2 protein-coding genes are annotated in these 22646 nt (G+C 77.1%); both read right to left on the reverse strand.

The features are described 5' to 3' along the window. Nucleotides 1–41 precede the first annotated feature (41 nt). Nucleotides 42–251 carry an MbtH family protein gene (locus ACWERV_RS26475; RefSeq protein WP_452937464.1) on the reverse strand — a complete coding sequence of 70 codons (210 nt, stop codon included), beginning with the start codon at nt 249–251 and terminating at the stop codon, nt 42–44. A gap of 61 nt (nt 252–312) precedes the next feature. After that, the gene (locus ACWERV_RS26480) at nt 313–22572 is read right to left on the reverse strand and encodes a non-ribosomal peptide synthase/polyketide synthase (RefSeq protein ID WP_452937467.1); all 22260 of its coding nucleotides are present in this window, start codon (nt 22570–22572) and stop codon (nt 313–315) included. Nucleotides 22573–22646: the final 74 nt, after the last annotated feature.

A 22646-nucleotide genomic window follows, 5' to 3' on the forward strand; every position in this document is an offset into this window, starting at 1 on the left:
GGCCCGCGGGCCCGCCCCCCCTTCGCCGTGCCCGGCGCGGCTCAGGAGTCCTCGGCCTCGGCGAGGCTGCGGGGCCGCATGTCCTTCCAGTGGGCCTCGATGTGGTCCAGGCAGTCCTGCCGCCCGGCCGGGCCGTGGGCGACCGTCCAGCCCGCCGGTACGGCGGCGAAGTCGGGCCACAGGCTGTGCTGCCCCTCGTCGTTGACGAGCACGCGGTAGACGCCGTCGGGATTCTCGAACGGGTTGCTCATGTCGGGTCCTTGCCTTCCGTGGTCCGGTGTGGGGTTCTCGATGTGGGGTGCGCAGGGGGGCCTACTGCGGCGGACGTACGGCGGCGGCCCGCCGTACCACCGCCTCCAGGGCGCGGAACCAGCCGTGGGCGAGGTCGCGCACCTGCTCCTCGGTCAGCAGCCGGGTCGCGTAGGCCCAGTGGGCGGTCAGCCGCGGGCCGTCGGGGCGGTCCTGGGTGAGGGCGTTGAGGGTCAGGGCGTGGGACATCGGCATGCCGGGGTCGGCGTCGAGGTCGGCGGCGTCCTCCTCGGGGGCGTAGGACCAGTCGGCGGTCTCGCCGTGGCCGAAGCGGCCCATGTAGTTGAACTCGATCTGCGGCTCGCCGAGCGCGGCCAGCCGCGGGCCCGTCGCCGGGTTGAGGTGGCGCAGCAGACCGTGCCCGAGACCGGCCGCGGGCAGCGCGGCGAGGTGGTCGCGGACGCGGGCCAGGGCGTCGTCCAGCGCGGGGCCGCCCGCGAGGGCGTCCGGGCCTGCGGCGCCGGGGTCGAGGCGTACGGGCACGACGCTGGTGAACCAGCCGACCGTACGGGACAGGTCCGCGTCGCCCGCGAACCGTTCCTCGCGGCCGTGGCCTTCGAGGTCCACCAGCACGGGGCCGCCGGGCTCCCCCGCGCCGAGCGTCCCGGCCCGCCAGTCGGCGACGGCGAGCGCGAAGGCGGTGAGCAGCACGTCGTTGACGTTCGCCCCGAAGGCGGCCGGGGCCGCGCCGAGCAGCGGCCCGGTCACCTCGGCGGGCAGTGTGACGGACAGGTAGCCGGTGCCGGCGACCGTGTCCAGGGCGGGGTCGAGGGCGCCGGGCAGCGGCAGGGCCGCGCCCTCGGCGAGGGTCGCGGTCCACCAGGGCATCTCGTCCTCGGTGGCCGGGTCGGTGGCGTGGGCGCCGAGCAGGCCGCTCCAGCGGGCGAACGACAGCTCCACGGGCGGCAGTTCGGGGGTGCGCCCGTCCCGTACGGCGGCCCACGCGGCCTCCAGGTCGGGGAGCAGCACGCGCCAGGAGACGCCGTCGACCACCAGGTGGTGGACGAGGAGCAGCAGCCGCCCGGGGCGGTCGGGCCCGGCGTCGAACCACACCGCGCGCACCATCGCGCCGCCGTCCGGATCCAGCCCGTCCCGGGCGGTCGCGGCGTGCCGGGCGACGGCGGCCCGCAGCCCGGCGTCGTCGTCGGCGACCGCGCCGACGTCGACGCGCACCAGCAGGTCGGCGGCGCCGGTGCCGCCGGCGGGCGGCACCAGCAGCGCGGCCTCGGGCTCGCGGACCAGCCGGGCCCGCAGCATGTCGTGGCGCGCGATGAGCGCCGCCAGCACGGCCCTCGCCCCGGCCTCGGTCAGCCCGGCGGGGGTGCGGACCAGGGCGGCCTGGTGGTAGGCGGCCAGCGGGCCGCCGCGCTCCAGCAGCGCCCGCATGATCGGGGTGAGGGCGACCGTGCCGGTGCCGTCGTCGTGGACGGCCTGCCGTTCGCCCGCGCCGAGCGGCACGGCGACGGCGGCCAGCGCGGCGACCGAGCGGTGCTGGAAGACCTGGCGGGGCGTCACCTTCCATCCGGCGGCGCGGGCGCGGGCGACGAGCTGCATGGCGACGATGCTGTCGCCGCCGAAGGCGAAGAAGTCGTCGTCCGTGCCCAGCTCCTCGGCGGGCAGGCCGAGCGCGTCGGCGAACAGGTCGCGCAGCGCGCGTTCGGTGGCGCCGGCCGGGGCCCGGCCGCCGCTCGCCGCGGTGAAGTCCGGGGCGGGCAGTGCGGCCCGGTCGAGCTTGCCGTTGGACAGCAGCGGCAGCGCGTCGAGCACGACCACGGCGGCCGGGACCATGTAGTCGGGCAGGACCGCGGCGGCGTGCGCGCGCAGGGCGGCGCCGTCCGCGGCCTCTTCCTCCCGGCCGTGCGGTCCGGTGACCGCGTAGGCGACGAGGTGGCGTACGCCCGGCCGGTGCTCCCGGGCGACGACCACGCTGTGCGTGACGGCCGGGTGGGTGTCGAGCGCGGCCTCGATCTCGGCGAGTTCGACCCGGTAGCCGCGGATCTTGACCTGGTCGTCGGTGCGCCCGGCGAACTCCAGCAGGCCGTCCTCGGTCCAGCGCGCCAGGTCACCGGTGCGGTACATCCGCGTCCCCGGGGCACCGTACGGGTCGGCGGTGAAGCGCTCGGCGGTCAGCGCAGGCCGGCCCAGGTAGCCGCGGGCCAGACCCGGGCCCGACAGGTACAGCTCGCCGGTGACACCGGGCGGAACCGGGCGCAGGGCGGTGTCCAGCACGTACGCGCGGGAGTTGTGGACGGGGCGCCCGACGACCGGGCGGGCGCTGCCCCGCACCCTCCCCACGAGGGCGTCGACGGTCGCCTCGGTCGGGCCGTACAGGTTGAACGCCTCGGTGCGGGGCAGCGCGGCCAGCCGGGTCCACAGGGACTCCGGTACCGCCTCGCCGCCGAATCCGGCGACCGCCAGCGGGCAGTCGCCGTCCGGGCCGACCAGGCCGCTGTCGGCCATCCGGGCCAGCAGCGACGGGGTGACCTCGATGAAGTCGATGCCGCGGTCCCGGACGAAGGCGGTGAGCAGGTCGGGGTCGCGGCGGGTCTCGTCGTCGGCGATGTGCAGGGCGTGGCCGTCCAGCAGCCACAGCTGCGGCTGCCAGGAGGCGTCGAAGGAGAACGACCAGGCGTGGCCGATCCGCAGGTGCCGCCGCCCGGTCAGCCGCCGGGCCGTCTCGTGCAGGTCGCGGCGGTGGCTGTGGAAGAGGTTGGCGAGGCCCCCCTGGGTGACGACGACGCCCTTGGGGCGGCCGGTCGAGCCCGAGGTGTAGATGACGTACGCCGGGTGGGCGGGCCCCGGGGCGACGGGGTCGGCCTCCGGGAGCCCTCCGGCGGGCCGCGCGGGCTCGGCGCGCTCGTCGAGCAGCAGCACCGGGACGCCGGTGCCGGGCGGCAGGGCGGCCGCGGTCTCCCGGGTGGCGAGGACCAGCACCGGGGCGGCGTCGGCGAGCATGCTCTCCAGCCGGGCCCTCGGCAGGTCGGGGTCGAGGGGCAGGTAGGCGGCGCCCGCCTTCATCACGGCGAGGATCGCGGCGATGTGGCCCGCGGTGCGGGGCAGCGCGAGGGCCACGATCCGCTCGGGCGCGGCGCCGTGTCCGGCCAGTACGCGGGCGAGCCGGTCGGTGTGCGCGTCGAGTTCGGCGAAGGTCCAGGTGGTGCGGCCGTCGGTGACGGCGACGGCGCCGGGGAACTCGGCCGCCCGGTCGGCGAGGAGCGCGGGGACGGTGCGCCCGCCACCCGGCACGGGCAGGGCGGCGCCGTTCCAGGTCTCCAGGACGGTCCCGCGGTCGGCCGGGGCGAGCAGGTCGAGGCGGCCGACCGGGCGGTCCGGGTCGGCGGCCATCGCGGTCAGCAGGTGTGCCAGCGCCGCCGTGATCCGCCGGACGGTCGCCGCCTCGAACAGGTCGGGGCGGAACTCCGCGGTCAGCCGCAGCCGTTCGCCCGGCTCGACGGCCCAGGCGAGCGGGTAGTGGGTGGAGTCCTCGTGCGCGCGGACGGTCGCGGCCGGGGCGTCGCCGGACGGGTGCCCGGCGTCGTCCGCGACCGGGTAGGACTCGAACACCACGAGCGTGTCGAACAGTTCGCCGAGCCCGGCGGCCCGCTGGATGTCCGCCAGACCCAGGTGCTGGTGGGCGATCAGCCGCGACTGCTCGTCCTGGAGCCGTACCGGCAGGTCGCCCGCGCTCTCGGCCGGGTCGATCCGTACCCGGACCGGCACGGTGTTGATGAACAGGCCGATCATCGTCTCGGCCCCGGGCAGCTCGGGCGGGCGGCCCGCCACGGTGGCGCCGAACACGACGTCGTCGCGGCCCGTGAGGCGGCCGAGCAGCACGCCCCAGGCGGCCTGCACCAGGGTGTTGAGGGTGACGCCGCGGCTGCGGGCGAAGGCCTCCAGCTCCGCCGTCGCCGCGGTGTCCAGCTCGACGGTGCGGGTGTGCGGGACGGCGGCGGCCCGGTCGGGGTCGGCGGGGGCGAGCCGGGAGGGCTCGGCGAGGTCCGCCAGCGCCCCGGCCCAGGCGGCGGCGGACGCGGCGGTGTCCTGGGCGGCCAGCCATCGCAGGTGGGCGCGGTAGGGCGCGGCCGGGGCCGGGGTCCGGCCCTCGTAGCGCGCCCACAGCTCGGCGGTGAGCAGCGGCAGTGACCAGCCGTCCAGCAGCAGGTGCTGGTGGGAGAGCGCGAGGCGGTGCCGGTCGGGGCCGACCTCGGCGAGCAGCAGCCGCAGCAGCGGCGGGCGTTCGGGGTCGAAGCGGCGGCGCTCCTGGCGCAGCAGCCGCTGCCACTCCTGCCCGGTGCCGTCCCCGGTGAGGTCGAGGCGCCGCCAGGGCAGCACCGCGGTGCGGGGCACGACCGCGACGGGGCGCCCGGACGACAGGTGGCGGAAGCCGCTGCGCAGGTTCTCGTGGGCGTCCAGCAGGTCCTGCGCGGCGGCCCGCAGCCGTTCGGCGTCGAGCGGGCCGTCGAGGTCGTGGGTGACCTGGACGGTGTAGACGTCGGGCCCGTCGTCGCCGGAGTCCAGGGCGGCGTGGAAGAGCAGCCCGGCCTGGAGCGGGGAGACGGGCAGCACCTCGGTGCCGGGCGGCAGTGCGGCGGTCTCGGCCCGTTCGGCGTCGGTGAGGTCCAACAGGGCGGTGTCCGCCACGGGCCCGCCGCCGGGGACGTGCGCGGCCGCCACGGTGGCGAGGCCTGCGGCCGACTTGTGGCGGAAGACGTCCCGCGGGCTGAGCGCCAGTCCCGCGGCGCGGGCGCGGGCGATGAGCTGCATCGCGACGATGCTGTCGCCGCCGAGCGCGAAGAAGTCGTCCTCGACACCGACGCGTTCGAGTCCGAGGACCTCCGCGACGAGGCAGCAGAGGGTCTGCTCCAGCGGTGTGCGCGCGGCGGTGTCCGTGGCCGCGGCCGCGAAGTCGGGGGCGGGCAGGGCGCGCCGGTCCAACTTGCCGTTGCCGGTCAGCGGCAGCGCGCCGAGGACGACCACGGCGGCCGGGACCATGTGGTCGGGCAGGACCGCGGCGGCGTGCGCGCGCAGCGCGGCGGGGTCCGGCACCGCGCCGGGGGCCGGGACGGCGTACGCCACGAGCCGGTCGTCGCGGAGCACCACGGCCGCGTGCGCGACGCCGGGGTGGGCGGCGAGCACCGCCTCGACCTCGCCCGGCTCGATCCGGAAGCCGCGCAGTTTGACCTGGTCGTCGGTGCGGCCGAGGTATTCCAGCTCCCCGGTGCGCGTCCAGCGGGCCAGGTCGCCGGTGCGGTACATCCGCGTTCCCGGGGCGCCGTACGGGTCGGCGGTGAAGCGCTCGGCGGTCAGGGCGGGGCGGCCGAGGTAGCCGCGGGCCAGCTGGACGCCGGACAGGTACAGCTCGCCCGGCACGCCCGGCGGGACGGGGCGCAGGCCCGCGTCCAGGACGTAGGCGCGGGTGTTCCACACCGGGCGGCCGATCGGCACGGTGACCGGGTCGGCGGGCACCTCGTGGGCGGTGACGTCGACGGACGCCTCGGTGGGGCCGTACAGGTTGTGCAGGCGGGTGCCGGGCAGGACGCGGTGGAAGCGGGCGGCCAGCGCCGCGGGCAGCGCCTCGCCGCTGCACATCACCTGGCGCAGCCCGCCGCATCCGGCGGCGGCGGGCTCGTCGAGGAAGGCGCGCAGCATCGAGGGCACGAAGTGCGCGGTGGTGATGCCCCGCTCCCGGACGAGCCGGGCCAGATAGGCGGGGTCCTGGTGGCCGCCGGGGCGGGCCACGACCAGCGTCGCGCCGGTGACGAGCGGCCAGAAGAACTCCCACACCGACACGTCGAAACCGGCCGGGGTCTTCTGCAGCACCCGGTCGCCCGCGCCGATCCGGTAGGTGTCCTGCATCCACCGCAGGCGGTTGGCGATGCCCTGGTGGGGCACGACGACGCCCTTGGGCAGGCCGGTGGAGCCCGAGGTGTAGATGACGTACGCCGGGTGGCGCGGGTCGTACCCGGACGGCAGCGGCGCCCGCGCGGGCTCGGCGGTCAGCCCCCCGGCGTCCACGGCGAGGTGGGGCACGGCCGTCTCCGGGAGGGCGACGCCCTCGGTGGTGACCAGGCACACCGGGCGGGCGTCGCCGAGCATGTGGGCCAGCCGTTCGGCCGGGTGGCCGGTGTCCAGCGGCAGGTAGGCCGCGCCCGCGCGGTGCACGGCGAGCAGCGCCACGACGAGCGCGAGGGAGCGCGGCAGGGCGACGGCGACGACCGCCTCGGGGCGCGCGCCGCGCGCGGCAAGGGTGCGGGCCAACTGTTCGACGCGGGCGTCGAGTTCGGCGTAGCTGAGCGAGGTGTCCTCGAACTCGACGGCGACCGCCTGGGGGGTGCGGGCGGCCCGGTCGCGGAACATCTCCGGCAGCGTGTCACCGGGCACGGCGTGGGCGGTGTCGTTCCAGCCGGTCAGGACGAGGGCGTGCTCGTCCGGGCGCAGGACGTCGAGGGCGCCGACCTTCCGTCCGGGGTCGGCGGCGATCTGCTCCAGCACGGCTTCGGTGCGGCGGGCGAGGAGTCCGGCCGTCCCGGCGTCGAAGAGGTCGGCGCTGTACTCGATCCAGCCCTGGATGCCGCCGCCGTCGCCCTGCTCGACGAAGTCGAAGCTCAGGTCGAACTTGGCGGTGTCCTGGCCGAGGCTCTCGCGGTGGGCGGTGAGACCGGGCAGCGCCGGGCCCTCCTGTCCGGCGGGGAGGTGGACGACCATCACCTGGAAGAGCGGGTGCCGGGCGAGCGACCGCTCGGGGTTGAGGGCCTCCACCAGCTGCTCGAACGGCAGGTCCTGGTGCTCGTACGCGGCCAGGTCGGTCTCCCGGACCCGGGCCAGCAGTTCGGCGAAGGTCGGGTCGCCGGACAGGTCGGTGCGCAGCACCAGGGAGTTGACGAAGAATCCGACCAGGTCCTCCAGGGCCTCGTCGGCGCGGCCGGACACCGGGGCGCCGAGCGGGATGTCGTCGCCCGCCCCGAGGCGGTGCAGCAGCGCCGCCACGGCCGCCTGGGCGATCATGAACATGCTGACGCCGTGGTCGCGGGCCAGCGCCCGCAGTCCGGCCGCCGGCTGGGGCGGGACGGTGAAGCCGACCGTGCCGCCGCGTCCGCTGGACTCCGCCGGGCGCGGCCGGTCGGCCGGCAGCGCCAGCTCGGCGGGGAGCCCGGCGAGGGCGCCGGTCCAGTGGGCGAGCAGGCGGGGCCCGTCGGCTTCCAGCAGCTCGCGCTGCCAGAGCGTGTAGTCGGCGTAGGCCGCGGGCAGCGGAGCCCACTCGGGGGCGCGTCCGGCGGTGCGGGCCGCGTAGGCGGCCGAGAGGTCGGCGAGGAACGGCCGGTCCGACCACTCGTCGGTGGCGATGTGGTGCAGGAGCAGCAGCAGGTGGTGCTCGTCCGCCCCGGCGCCGTCCGCGGCCAGCACGGCGCGCAGCGGCAGGTCGCGGGCGAGGTCGAAGGGGCGGGCGGCCTCGGCGGCGAGCTGCCCGTAGGGGGCGGTGGCCAGCCGGACGCGCGCCTCCCCCGGTGCCAGGACGTGCTGGTGGGGGACGCCGTCCACGGCGGGGAAGAGGGTCCGCAGCGGTGCGTGCCGGGCGACCACGTCGTTGAGCGCGGCCTCCAGCGCCGTCGTGTCCAGGGTCCCGGTGAGCCGCCACAGCGCGGGGACGGTGTAGGCCGGACCGGACCCGTCCACCTGGTGCAGCAGCCACAGCCGCCGCTGCGCGAAGGACAGCGGCAGCCGCTCGGGGCGGGGTCGCGCGGCGGCGAGCACGGGCCGGGCGACGGCGGTGCCCGCGTCCAGCCGGGCGGCGAGCCGGGCGGGCGTCGGGGCGTCGAAGACGTCGCGCATCGCCACGCCGGGCGCGGCGCCGGGGCCGCTCTCCAGCGCGGTGCGGATCCTGCTGACCAGCCGCATCGCGGCGAGCGAGTGGCCGCCGAGGGCGAAGAAGTCGTCGTCGGGCCCGACCCGTTCGGCCCCGAGGACGGCGGCGAACGCGCCGCACAGCATCGCCTCCCGGGCGCTGCGCGGCGCCCGGGAGGCGCCCGCGGCGGCGACCGGCTCGGGCGCGGGCAGCGCGGCGGTGTCGAGCTTGCCGTTGACGGTGCGGGGCAGCGCGTCCAGCGCCACGAACGCCCCGGGCACCATGTGCTCGGGCAGCGCGGCGGCCGCGTGCCGCCGCAGCGCGTCCTCGAACGCGGCGGCCTGGCCGGAGCTCGCCCCGGCGCCCGGGGCAGCGCTGCCGTCCGTACCGTCGGCGTCCCCGGCCTGCGCGTCGGCCGGGTCGTCGGCGGGGCCCGTCGTGCCTGCGGCCGCCGGGACGACGTACGCGACCAGGCGCTCGTCGCGGACGACGACGGCCGCGGCGGACACCGCCGGGTGGGCGGCGAGGACGGACTCGACCTCGCCGGTCTCGATGCGGAAGCCGCGCAGCTTGACCTGGCCGTCGGCGCGGCCGAGGAAGACCAGCGTGCCGTCGGGGCGGCGGCATACCAGGTCGCCGGTGCGGTACATGCGCGTCCCCGGGGCGCCGTACGGGTCGGCGGTGAAGCGCTCGGCGGTCAGGGCGGGGCGGCCGAGATAGCCGCGGGCCAGGCCCTCACCGGCGAGGTACAGCTCGCCGGGCACGCCGACGGGGGTGGGGCGCAGCCGCGCGTCCAGGACGTGGGCGCGGATGTTGTCCAGCGGGGCCGCCCAGTCGGCCGGGCCGTCCGGGGCGGCGGTGCGGTGCCAGCCGTAGGCGTCGACCGCGCATTCGGTGGGGCCGTACAGGTCGTGGACGGCCGTGCCGGGCAGGGCGGTCAGCCGCCGCCAGAGCGCGGGCGGGGTCGCCTCGCCGCCGACCGCGAGCACCGCGGGGACGTGGCTGCCGGGTGCCAGGAAGCCGTGGTGCAGCAGCTCGCGCAGGTAGGTGGGCGTCAGGTCGACGAAGTCGACGCGCTCGCGGTCGATCCGGCGCAGCAGCGCGGCCGGGTCCAGCACGACCGGCTCGTCGACGACGTGCAGTTCGTGCCCGGCCAGCAGCCACAGCAGCGGTTCCCAGGAGCCGTCGAAGCTGAAGGAGGCGGCGTGCAGGGCGCGCAGCACGTCCCGGCCGGTGTCGTGGACGGCGGGGGCGACGAGGTCGCGCAGGTGGGAGCCGTAGAGGTTGCTCAGGCCGCGGTGGGTGCCGATGACGCCCTTGGGGCGGCCGGTGGAGCCGGAGGTGTAGATGGTGTACGCGGCCTGCGCCGGGTGCGGGGGCGGCAGTTCCGCGGCCGGTGCGGCGGCCGGGCGCGCGGCGTCGAGCAGCAGCCGCGGGATCCTTGGCGCGGCGGGCAGGCGCCCGGCGAGCGCCGGAGTGGTGAGCAGGCACACGGGTGCGGCGTCGCCGAGCATGAACTCCAGCCGTCCGGGCGGCAGCGCGGGGTCCAGCGGCAGGTAGGCCGCGCCGGAGGCCAGGACGCCGAGCAGGGCGGGGACCATCGCGTGCCGGGGCAGGGCGAGGCCGACGACGGCGCCGGGTCCGGCGCCGTGGGAGCGAAGCAGCGCCGCCAGCTCGCGGACTGCGGTCTCCAGTTCGGCGAAGGTGGTACGGCGCGGGGCGTCCTCGGGGCCGGTGACCAGGGCGGTGCGGTCCGGGTGGCGGCGGGCGGTGGCGCTGAGGATCTCGGGGACGGAACGGGTCTCGACAGGGTGCGCGGTGGCGTTCCAGGCGCCGGTCGCGCCCGCCCGTTCGTCCTCGGTCAGCAGGTCCAGATCGGCGAGCGGGGCGTCGGGGGTGCGGGCGGCCCGGTCGAGCAGCAGGACGAGCCGCTCGGCGAGCAGTTCCGCGGTGGCCTCGTCGGCGAGGTCGGTGGCGTACTCCAGCAGCAGGGTGACGCCGCCGGTGGTGTCCGAGGCGTCGACGAAGGTGAAGTCGAGGTCGAACTTGGCGGTGCCGGTGTCCATGTCGTACCAGTCGGCGGGCAGTCCCAGCACCGTGCCGGGGTCGCCGCCGGGGCGGTGGTGGTAGCCGAGCATGACCTGGAAGAGCGGGTTGCGCCCGGCCGCGCGGGGCGGGTTGAGGGCTTCGACGACCCGCTCGAAGGGGATGTCCTGGTGCTCGAACGCGGCGAGCGAGAACTCCCGGACGCGGGCGAGCAGGCCGCGGAAGGTCAGCTCGCTCCCGTCGTCCGGGGCGGACAGGTCGGTGCGCAGCACCAAAGTGTTGACGAAGAAGCCGACCAGGTCGTCCAGGCCGCTGTCGGTGCGGCCCGCGATGGGCGCGCCGAGCGGGATGTCGTCACCCGCGCCGAGGCGGTGCAGCAGCGCGGCGGTGGCGGCCTGGAGCAGCATGAACATGCTGGTGCCGGTGGCGGCGGTCAGGTCGCGCAGCGCGCGGCCGGTCCCGGCCGGCACCTCGCGGCGCACGACCGCGCCGCGTCCGGTCGGCTCGGCCGGGCGCGGCCGGTCCAGGGGCAGTGCCAGCTCGTGCGGCGCGCCGCGCAGCGCCCGCGTCCAGTGGTCGAGCTGCCGCTCGCCGACCCGGGCGAGCAGCGCCTCCTGCCACAGGGTGTAGTCGGCGTACTGCACCGGAAGGGGCGCGAACCGGGGGGCGTGCCCGGCGGCGCGGGCGGCGTAGGCGGTGTCCAGGTCGGCGAGGAAGGGGCGGTCGGACCACTCGTCGGTGGTGATGTGGTGCAGCACCAGGGCGACGACGTGGTCGTCGGCCGCGACGCGGAAGACGTCGGCGCGCAGCGGCAGTTCACGGGCGAGGTCGAAGGGCCTGCGCTGGGCGGAGGCGACCAGGGCGGGCAGCTCGCGCGGTGCGCAGTCGGTGACCGTGAGCGGGGGCCGCGCCCGGTCGGCGGGCAGGATCCGCTGGACGGGTGTGCCGTCGTGCTCGGCCACCAGAGTGCGCAGGGACTCGTGGCGTGCCGTCAGGTCGGCCAGGGCGGCGCGCAGGGCGTCGAGGTCGAGGGCCCCGCGCAGCCGGACGACGAGCGGGAAGTTGTACGCCGCTCCCCCGCCGCCGGGCGCCGCGGAGGTGGTGGCGCCGAGGCTCTCGACGAGCCAGAGCCGCTGCTGCGCGGCCGACAGCGGGACGTCGGCGGGGCGCCGCGCGACGGCCGTGAGCGGCGGCCGGGCGGGCGTGTCGCTCCCGGCGCGCAGCGCGAGCAGCGCCGGGGTGGGGGCCTCGAACAGGTCGCGGATGGCGAGTTCGGAGCCCAGGTCGGTGCGGGCGCGGCTGATGAGCCGGGTGGCGAGCAGCGAGTGGCCGCCGAGGTCGAAGAAGTTGTCCTCGGCGCCGGTCGCGGGCAGCCCGAGCACCTCGGCGAACAGGCGGCACAGGACCTCCTCGCGCGGGGTGCGCGGGCCGCGGCCGCCGCCGAGGGCGACGGCGGGCTCGGCGTCCGGCAGGGCGCGCACGTCGAGCTTGCCGTTGGCGTTCATGGGCAGGCCGTCGACGGTGACGAAGGCGGCCGGGACCATGTAGTCGGGCAGCTCGCGGCCCAGGTCCGCGCGCAGCCGCCGGACCAGGGCGCTCGCCTCGCGGGCGGCGGTGGGGTCGTTGGCGTACGGGGGCGTGCCGCCGCCGGGGCGGAACAGGCCGCCGGTCAGCCGCGGTTCGCCGGTCAGCAGGACGGCGTCGTACGTGCCGGTGCGGGCCGACCACGTGGTGAGCGTCCGGTACCCGGCGCCAGCGGCCAGGTCGCGCAGCGCCTCCGGGTCGATGCCGCCTTCGGCCGTACGGCCGTCGGGGACGCCGGTGACGCGCAGCGGTTCCTTCCCGGGGGCGGCGAGCAGCCGCGCCAGGTCCTCCGCGGTCGTCCACGGCACCGGCCGTGCCGCGTCCAGCCGCACGTCCGGGTCGCCCGCGTGCAGGACGACGTCGTAGCGGTGCCGGGTCAGTTCGTTGTGGTGGCGGCCGCGCTTGGTGCGCAGGTCCACGCCGTAGCCGAGGGTGGTGAAGTAGTCGGGGTCGACCAGGAGTTCCTTCTCCAGCCGCAGCCCCCGCTCCACCGCCTGCGGCAGGTCGGCGGCGGCGGTGCCGCGGGCGCGCTGGATCTCGGTGTGGAAGGTCCGGGCGAGCCGCAGGTTGCGCACGTCGCCGACGAACAGTGCGCCGCCGGGCGCCAGCAGTTCCATGGCGCCGCGCAGCACCGCGGTCAGGTAGCCGATGCTCGGGAAGTACTGGACGACGGAGTTGATCACGATCGTGTCGAAGTGCCCGGCGGGCAGTCCTGACAGGTCGTCGGCGGGGCGGCAGCGCAGTTCGACCTTGGCGGCGAGCGCGGGGTCGCGGCGCACCTCCTCGCCGATCTTGCGGATGACGGGCGCGGCGAAGTCGGTGGCCCAGTAGGCGTCGGCGTCCGGGGCGAGGGCGGAGAGCAGCAGGCCGGAGCCGACACCGATCTCCAGGACGCGGCGCGGGCGCAGCGCGCGGATGCGGGCGAGGGTGGCCTCGCGCCACTCGTGCATCTGCGCGAACGGGATGGGGCGGCCGTCGTAGGAGCTGTCCCAGCCGTCGTAGCGCTCGGTGGAGACGGCGGTGCCGATCTCCTCGTACTCGTCGGAGTAGATCTCCTGCCACTCGCCCACCTGGGCGGCCTCGGCCGCGGCGCGGTCGCCGGAGCCGCCCGGGGCGGGCACCACGTAGCCGACCAGGCGCTCGTCGCGGACCACGACGGCGGCCTGGGAGACGAGCGGGTGGCGGCTCAGGGCGGTCTCGATCTCGCCGGGTTCGACGCGGTGGCCGCGGATCTTGACCTGGTCGTCGGTGCGGCCGAGGAAGTCGATGGTGCCGTCCGGGCGGCGCCGCACCAGGTCGCCGGTGCGGTAGGCGCGCTCGCCGGGTGCGCCGAAGGGGTCGGCGACGAAGCGCTCGGCGGTCAGGCCCGGCCGGTCCAGGTAGCCGCGGGCCAGGCCGATGCCCGCGATGTACAGCTCGCCGGGCACGCCGTCGGGGACCGGGCGCAGCCAGGGGTCGAGGATGTGCGCGCGGGTGCCGCGGATGGGGCGGCCGACGGTGGGGGTGGCGCTGTCGAGGGTGCCGCCGCCGAGGGTGTTGATGGTGTATTCGGTGGGCCCGTACAGGTTGTAGCCGTAGGTGCCCTCGGTGTCGCGCAGCGCGTTCCACACCGTCTCCGGCACCGCTTCGCCGCCGAGCAGCACCAGCGGCGGCACATGGCCCTCCAGCAGGCCCTGGTCGATCAGCAGCCGGGCGTAGGTGGGGGTGACGTTGACGACGTCGATGCGGTGCCGGTCGCAGTAGGCCACGAGCGCGTCGGCGTCACGGCGCAGCTCCTCGTCGCACACGTGCACCTCGTGGCCCTCGACGAGCCACAGCAGTTCCTCCCACGACATGTCGAAGGCGAAGGACACGGTGTGCGCGATCCGCAGCCGCCGCCCGCCCGCCGCCTCCACGGCGGGCCCGAAGACCTCCTGCCGGTGGTTGAGCTGCATGTTCGTCAGCCCCTTGTAGGGGGTGACGACGCCCTTGGGGCGGCCGGTGGAGCCGGAGGTGTAGATGACGTACGCGGGGTGGTCCAGGCTGAACCGGCGGTTCAGCGCGGTGGCGGGCTGCGCGGCCAGTTCGGCGCGGACGGCGGGGTCGTCGAGCAGCAGCCGCGGGGTTTGCGGCTCCAGGGTCGCGGAGACGGCCGTGGTGGTGAGCAGCAGCAGCGGGCGGGCGTCGGCGAGCATCAGGGACAGCCGCTCGGCGGGGTGGTCCAGCTCCAGCGGCAGGTAGGCCGCACCGGTGCGCAGGACGGCGAAGAGCGCGACGACGGTGTCCAGGGAGCGCGGCAGCCCGAGCGCGACGGTCCGCTCCGGGCCCGCCCCGCGGGCGGCCAGCAGCCGGGCCAGGCGGTCGACGTCCGCGTCGAGTTCGGCGTAGGTCATGGTGCGCTCGCCGAAGACCAGGGCGCGTGCCCGCGGGGTGCGGGCGGCCTGGGCGGCGAGCAGGTCGGCGACGGTGTCCTGCGGGGCGGGCACCCTGCTGAGCGCCCACTGGTCGCGCAGGGCCGCGTGCTCGGCGGGCAGCAGCGGGTCGAGGGAGCCGACGGGGGCGGTCAGGTCGGCGGTCAGCCGGTCCACGAGCAGCGTGAAGCGGTCCAGGAGGGCCTGGGCGCGGGCGGCCGGGACGAGGTCGGGGCGGTGGGTGAGGGTGACGGTGACGCGCTGCCCGGGGGTGACGACGAGGTTGACCGGGTAGTGGGTGGCGTCGACGTTGGCGACGGGGGTGGCGCCGTACCGCTCGGCGAGCCGGGCGAGCCGCGCCTCGGTGTCGCTGTTGCGGAGCACGAACAGCGTGTCGAAGAGCCTGCGGTGGCCGCTCTCGGCCTGGAGCACGCCGAGGCCGACGTGCTCGTACGGCATGAGGTCCAGACGTGTGTCCTGGACGCGGCGCAGCAGGCCGAGGACCGGTTCGGCGGGGTCGAGGGCGATCCGGGCGGGCACGGTGTTGAGGAACAGCCCGATGATGTGCTCGACGTCGGGGACGTCGCTGGGCCGGCCGGCGACCGTGGTGCCGAACACGACGTCGGTGCGCCCGGTGGCGGCGGCCAGGGTGAGGCCCCAGGCCGCGCTGAGCAGGGTGTTGAGGGTGAGGCCGTGGGCGCGGCCGGTCTCCCGCAGCCGGTCGCCGAGTGCGGCCGGGAGCCGAGCGTCGAGCTGGTCGGGGATGACGGGCTCCAGGCCGTCGGGGGCGCCCGGGGCGAGCAGCGTGGGCTCCTCCAGACCGGCCAGGGCGGTGCGCCAGGCCCCGGTCGCGGCGCTGTCGTCCTGCCGGTCCAGCCAGGTCAGGTAGTCGCGGTAGCTGCCGGGGGCGCGCAGCGCGGCCGCGTCGCCGCCGCGGGCGTAGAGCGCGAACAGCTCGTCGAGCAGGAGCCACGCCGACCAGCCGTCCCACAGGATCAGGTGGCGGCCGATGACGAGCCGGTCGCCGCGGGCCGCGCCGAGCCGCAGCAGGAGCAGCCGGAAGAGCGGCGGCGCGGACAGGTCGAAGCGGCGCTCGCGCTCGGCACGGGTCAGCTCGCGGACCCGCGCGTCCTGCTCGTCGGCGGGCAGGTGCGTGAGGTCCACCTCGTCCAGCGGGATGCCGGGGTCCGCGACGACGAACTGCACCGGCCGGTCGAGCCCGTCGCTGGTGAAGCCCGCGCGCAGGCCCGGGTTGCGGGCCAGGAGCGTGCGGACTGCGGCGCGCAGCCGTGCCGTGTCCAGGCCCGCGGCGAAGTCGAAGGTCTCGTGGACGGTGTAGACGTCCAGGGCGCCCCGGTCGTAGGCCGAGTGGAAGAACAGGCCCTCCTGGAGCGGGGCGAGCGGCCACACGTCGGTGACCGCGGCGGGGGCGGCGAGCGCGCGGATCCGGGCGTGCCCGGCCTCGTCCAGCGCGAAGCCCTCCGCGGTGGCGGGCCCGGTGCCGGCGGCGGGCGCCGTGCCCGCGGCGAGCGCCAGGGCGGCCGGGGTGCGGTGCGTGAAGACCGCGCGCGGGTCGAGGCGGAGACCGGCCGCGCGGGCCCGTCCCGCGACGCCGATGGAGCTGATGCTGTCGCCGCCGAGCGCGAAGAAGTCGTCGTCGGGGCCCACGTCGTCGGTGCCGAGGACCGCCGCGAAGATCTCGGTGAGGCGGCGCTCCAGCGGTCCTTCCGGCTCCCGGCGCGGGGCGTGCGCGGCCTCGGGGGCGGGCAGCGCGGCGTGGTCGAGCTTGCCGTTGGGGGTGAGCGGGAGGGCGTCGAGCAGGACGTACGCCTCGGGCACCAGCGGCGCGGGCAGCGCGTCGGCGAGGGCGGCGCGCAGCAGCGCGGGCTCGAGGGCGGCGCCGGGCGCGGGGACCGCGTAGCCGACCAGCCGGCCCTCCCGGACGACGACGGCGGCCTGCGCCACGGACGGCAGGGCGGTCAGCGCGGCCTCGGTCTCGCCGGGTTCGATGCGGTTGCCGCGCAGCTTGACCTGGCGGTCGGTGCGGCCGAGGTAGTCCAGGGTGCCGTCGGGGCGGCGGCGCACCAGGTCGCCGGTGCGGTACATGCGGGCGCCGGGCCGGTCGGCGTACGGGTCGGCGGTGAAGCGCTCGGCGGTGAGCGCGGGGCGCCCGTGGTAGCCGCGGGCCAGCTGGACGCCGGTCAGGTACAGCTCGCCGGGCACACCGTCCGGCACCGGGCGCAGGCAGGCGTCCAGGACGCGCAGCCCGGTGTTCCACACGGGCCTGCCGATCGGCACGGCGGTGGCGCCGCCCGCGCCGTCGCGGGTGTCGTCGTAGGCGTGGTGGGTGACGTCCACGGCGGCCTCGGTGGGGCCGTAGAGGTTGTGCAGCGGCACGCCGGTCAGCGCGGTCCAGCCGCGGGCGGCGGCGACGGGCAGGGCCTCGCCGCTGCTGAAGACGCGGCGCAGGCCGCGGGCCCACGACGGGTCGGCGGCGACGTCGTCGGAGGTGAGGAAGGCGGCCAGCACGGAGGGCACGAAGTGCATCGTGGTCACGCCCTCGGCCCGGATCAGCCGGGCGAGGTAGGCGGGGTCGCGGTGGCCGTCCGGTGCGGCCAGGACGACGGCCGCGCCCTCGCACAACGGCCAGAAGAACTCCCAGACGCTCACGTCGAATCCGGACGGCGTCTTCTGCAGCACCCGGTCGGCGGCGTCCAGCCCGTAGGCGCCCTGCATCCAGGCGAGGCGGTTGACGACGGCGCGGTGGGTGACGACGACGCCCTTGGGGCGGCCGGTGGAGCCGGAGGTGTAGATGAGGTAGGCGGGGTCGTCGGGGCGTGCGGGCCGCGCCGGGTCGTCCGCCGGGGCGGGGTCGTCGGGGCGTGCGGGCCGCGCCGGGTCGTCCGCCGGGGCGGGGTCGGCGGTCTCCGGTGTGTCCGCGATGACGATGTCGAGGCCGGGGACGGACGGCAGCCGGCCGGCGGCGCCGGCGGTGGTCACGACGGTCGTGGTGCCGGAGTCGGTGAGCATGTACGCCAGCCGGTCGGCCGGGTAGTCCAGTTCCAGCGGCAGGTATCCGGCGCCGGTCCGCAGCACGGCGAGCAGCGCCACCATCAGCTCGGCCGACCGCGGTACGGCGACGGCGACGAAGCTCCCGCGCCGCGCCCCGCGGGCCCGCAGCCGTACCGCCAGCTCCGCGGCGCGCGCGTGCAGTTCGGCGTACGTGAGGGTGGTGTCCCCGGCGACCACCGCGGTGGCGTCCGGGGTGCGGGCGGCCTGCGCGGCGAGGGCGGCGGCCAGCGTGGTGTCCGGGACGGCGCGGGTCTCGCCCGCCGGGTGGGCGCGGGCCAGCTCGTCCGCGGTGAGCAGCTCCAGGTCGGCCACCCGGGCGGCGGGCCGTTCGGCCAGGGCCTCCAGGACGAGGGTGAGCCGGTCGGCGAGCGCCTGTACGGCCTCGGTGCCGATCCGCCGGACGTGGTGCTTCAGCCGCAGGTCCAGCCGGCGGCCGGGCTTGACGATCAGGGCCAGCGGGTAGTGGACGGCGTCGTGGAAGGCGTGGCCGGTGACGGCGAGGGTGCCGGTGGGATCGGTGACGCCCGAGGGCCCGGAGCCGCCGGGGTAGTTCTCGAACACCACGAGGGTGTCGAAGAGTTCGCCGCTCCCGGCGTGCCCGGCGGTGCGCTGGATCTCGGCGAGGCCGAGGTGCTGGTGGTCGAGCAGCTCGCCCTGCTCGGACTGGAGCCGGTCCAGGAGTGCGCCGAGGGTGTCGGCGGGGGCCCAGCGCAGGCGTGTGGGCAGGGTGTTGATGAACAGGCCGATCATCGACTCGATGCCCTCGACGGCGGCGTCCCGTCCGGCGACGGTGGTGCCGAACAGCACGTCCTGGCGGCCCGTCATCCGGCCCAGCAGCAGTCCCCAGGCGCCCTGGACGACGGTGCCGAGGGTCACACCGCGCTCGCGGGCGCGGGCGGCGAGCCGTGCGGTGAGGCGCTCGGACAGTTCGACGCGGATCTGGGCGGGCTCGACGGGACCCGCCGCCGCCGGGCCCTCCACCAGCCGGGTCGGCTCCTCGACCCCGGCGAGCGCGGCCCGCCAGGCAGCGCGGGCCGCCTCGCGGTCGGCGGCGGCGATCCGGCGCAGGTACGCGCGGTAGGGGGCGACGGGCGGCAGCGGCGCGGGCGTGTCGCCGTACAGCGCCAGCAGCTCGCGGTGCAGCACCGGCAGGGACCAGCCGTCCGCGACGATGTGGTGGAAGGTCAGCACCAGGCGGCTGCGGGCGGCGCCGAGGCGTATGAGGGCGCAGCGCAGCAGCGGCGGGGCGGCCAGGTCGAAGGGGCGGGCGCGCTCGTCGTCGGCGACGGCCCTGGCGAGGGCGCCGCGCACGGCGCCGTTCTGCGCGGTGAGGTCGACCTCGCGCCAGGGCACCTCCAGGCCGGAGGCGATCAGCTGGACGGGGCCGCCGCCCGGCAGTTGCCGGAAGCAGGCGCGCAGCGGGGCGTGCCGTTCCAGCAGGCGCTGCGCGGCCCGGCGCAGCAGCGCGCCGTCGACCGGACCGGACAGCTCGACGACCTGCTGCACGACGTACGTGTCGCGCTCGGCGCCGTCGGCCAGGGCGAGGAAGAAGAAGCCCTCCTGGAGCGGGCCGAGGGGCAGCACCTCCTCGACGGTGACGGCGGGCACGGCGGCCGCCAGGGCGGCGGTCTCCGCCTCGGTGGGCGACGGCCACGGCGTCCCGTCGCCGGCGTGCTCGGCGGCCGGGGCGGTGCGGGCGACCTGCGCCAGTTCCGCAACCGTGCGGTGCCGGAAGACGTCGCGGGAGGTGAGTTCCAGGCCCGCCCGCCGGGCGAGGACGAGGAAGCGGACGGCGAGGATGCTGTCGCCGCCGAGGGTGAAGAAGTCGTCGTCGGCGCCGACCGAGGGCACCCCCAGCGCGTCGGCGTACAGCTCGCACAGCAGCCGCTCGCGCGCGGTGGCGGGCGCGCGCCCGGTGCCGGCCGCGGCGCGGTCGGGGACGGGCAGCGCGGCGGCGTCCAGCTTGCCGCTGGGCGTGACGGGCAGCCGGTGCAGGGCGGTGAAGGCGGCCGGGACCATGTAGTCCGGCAGGTGGGCGGCGGCGTGCGCGTGCAGCGACGCCAGCAGGGCGCCGACGTTGCGGAAAGGCGCGGGCCGGTTCGCGGTCGGGCGCCCGCCGCCCCGGCGGTACGGGGCGGGGGCCGGGGCGTCGTCCACGGGGGCGAACCCGGCGTCCAGGCTGCCGTCGTCGGCCTCGCCGTTCCAGGTGAGCACGGCCCGGCGGCCGTGCCGGGCGGCGGCGGTGTGCAGGTCCTCGGGGTCCACCCCGTACGGCCCGGCGGCGGTCGTGCTGCTGTCCCCGAGCGCGGCGAGCGCGGCCAGGTCCGCGGCGAGCCGCGCGTTGGGTATCCCGGTCACCCGTACCCTCCCGGCCGCGGACGCGAGGAGCGTGTCCAGTGCGTCGAGGGACCCGAGCGCCGCCCACGGCGTCGTGGCGCCGGACGTTCCGGCGCCGGGCGGGGCTCCGGCGGGTGCTGCGGGCTGCGGGCGCAGGACGACGTCGTAGCGGTAGCGGGTCAGCTCGTTGTGGTGGGTGCCGCGTTTGACGCGGATGTCGGCGGCCAGGCCGTCGAGGGCGGTGAAGTAGTCGGGGTCGAGGAGGAGTTCGCCCTCCCAGGCGACGGCCCGGTCCACGGCGGCGCGCAGCGCGTCCTTGTCGGCGGGGGCGCCCGCGCGCTCCGCCCGGCCGCCCTCGACGGCGGCGGCGAGGACGCGCAGCAGCCGCAGGTTGCGGACGTCGCCCACGAACAGGGCTCCGCCGGGCGCCAGGAGCGCGGCGGCGCCGCGCAGCACCCGTGTGAGGTAGTCGGCGTCCGGGAAGTACTGGGCGACGGAGTTGACGACGACGGTGTCGAAGTGGCCCTCGGGCAGCCCGGACAGGTCGTCGGCGGGACGGGCGAGCAGGGTGACCCGGCCGGCGAGCGCGGGGACGGACGTGACCTGCGCGGACAGGGCGCGTACGGCCTCGTCCGAGAGGTCGGTGCCCCAGTACGCCTCGCAGTCGGGTGCCAGCCGGGACAGCAGCAGGCCGCTGCCGACGCCGATCTCCAGGACGCGCCGGGGCCGCAGTTCGCGGATGCGCTCGACCGTGGCGTCGCGCCACTCGCGCATGTCGGACAGCGGGATGGGCAGCCCGTCGTACATGCTGTTCCAGCCCGCGAGGTTCTCCTCGAAGTCCTCCGCGCCCGCGGCGGCGTAGAGCTGGTCGTGCAGCTCCTTCCAGCCCGCGACCCCCGCGTCCGGTGCCGCGTCCCGCCCGCCGTCGAGCGAGGGGACGACGTAGGCGGCGAGCCGGCGCTCGCCGGGCCGGTCCTCGCGGACGGTCACGGCGGCCTGGTCGACACCGGGGTGGGAGCGCAGCACGGACTCGATCTCGCCGGGCTCGATGCGGAAGCCGCGGATCTTGACCTGGCTGTCGGCCCGGCCGTGGAACTCCAGCCGCCCGTCGGCCTTCCAGCGCACGAGGTCGCCGGTGCGGTACAGGCGCTCGCCGGGCGCGCCGAAGGGGTCGGCGACGAAGCGCTCGGCGGTCAGGGCGGGACGGCCGAGGTAGCCGCGGGCCAGCCCCGCGCCGCCGAGGTACAGCTCGCCGACGACTCCGGCGGGCACGGGCCGCAGCCGGCCGTCGAGGACATAGGCGCGCGTGCCGGGGTCGGGCACCCCGATGGGCACGACGGCGCCGGGCGGGGTGTCCGGGTCGCACAGGCCCAGCGTGGAGTTGGTGGTGGCCTCGGTGGGCCCGTAGGCGTTGAACATCATCCGGCCGCGCGCGTACCGCCCGACCAGTTCGGGCGAGACGCGCTCGGTGCCGGCCAGCAGGGTCGCGCCGGGCGGCAGGTGCACGTCCTCGGGCATGGCGGCGAGCAGCGCGGGCGGCAGGATCATGAAGGTGACGCCGTGTTCGGTGGCGTAGTCGGCGAGCGTCGCGTCGGGCACCCGGCGGTCGGCGGGCACGACGACGAGCCGCCCGCCGGAGAGCAGACCCAGGCACAGGTCCCAGAAGGCCACGTCGAAGCTGGGCGAGGCGAACTGCAGGATCCTGCTGTGCGGTCCGACGCCGAACCGCTCGCGCTGGGTCGCGACGAGCCCGGCCACTCCCGCGTGCGTCAGGACCGTTCCCTTGGGGCGTCCCGTGGAGCCGGAGGTGTAGATGACGTACGCGGCGTGCGCGGTCGTCAGCCCGGCGGCGGACGCGGGGGCGCGGGCCGGGAGCCCGGCGATCTGCGCGGCGGTCGCCGGGTCGTCGAGGACCAGCGGGTCGGTGCCCGCGGGCAGGTCGGGGACGGTCTCGGCGGTGGTGACGAGGCAGACGGGTGCGGCGTCGGCGAGCATGTACGCGATGCGGTCCGGCGGGTAGTCGGTGTCGACGGGCAGGTAGGCCGCGCCCGCCAGCAGGACGGCCACCTCGGCGACGATCATGTCGGCCGAGCGCGGTACCGCCAGCGCGACGACGGTCTCGGGGCCGGCGCCCCGGGCGGCGAGGGCGTGCGCCAGCCGCCCGGCGCGCGCGGCGAGTTCGGCGTAGGTGAGCCGCACGTCCTCGTGGACCACGGCCACCTCGCCGGGGCGGGCGGCGACCTGGTCGGCGAACATCCGCGGCCAGGTGCGCGCGGGCACGTCGTGCGCGGTGTCGTTCCAGTCGGCGAGGATCCGCCGCCGTTCGGCCGTCTCCAGCAGGGCCAGGTCCGCGACGGGGGTGTCCGGGCGGGCGAGGGCGTCGCCGAGGAGGGTGCGGTAGTGGCCGAGGATCCGGTCGGCGGTGCCGGGCGTGAAGAGGTCGCCGCGGTAGTCGGCGCGCACCTCGCCGTCGGCCGTGGACAGGGCGAGGTCGAGGGGGCCGCCGCCGTCCCAGGGGGCGGGGCCGAAGCCCGCCGCGCACAGCAGTCCGCCGCCGCGGGTGGGCGGCGCGGTGAGCAGTCCGAGCAGCTGACCGGTCGGCAGCCGGTGGGCGGCGGCCTGCTCGCGGGTCTCGGCGACGCGGGCGCGCAGCTCGGCGAAGGGGGTGCCGTCGTCGACCGCGACGCGCAGCGGCAGCCCGTCGTGAGCCACCGTCACCTCGCCGGCGGCGTCGCTGCCCGCGTAGCGGTGCAGGAGGGCCGCGAAGGCGGCGAGCAGGGTGTCCTCGTCGGCGTCCGCGCCGAGCGGGGCTGTCCGGCGGTCGCGCGGCGGCGTTCCGCCGGGACGCACCGGGTAGGGGTGGTCGAGCGGCAGCGGGGTCGCTGATGCCGGTGAGGCGAACCGCCGCTGCCAGTGGGCCGCCGCGGTCGCGGCGGGCGCGTCCGGCGGAAGGGCCGAAGAGGGTGCAGTAGAACGCGAGTTGCCCGACACAGCTGCCCGTGCCTCCCCAAAGCGGTGTTGGACGGCTCACCGAGCCGCGGGACCGCTCGCATCCTAAAGTAAGG

It is taken from the genome of Streptomyces sp. NPDC004031 (genome assembly GCF_053604375.1).

What these genes read in the sequence shown, in the direction of transcription:
- ACWERV_RS26475 (WP_452937464.1), bottom strand. Translation starts at nt 251, where the DNA reads ATGAGCAACCCGTTCGAGAATCCCGACGGCGTCTACCGCGTGCTCGTC.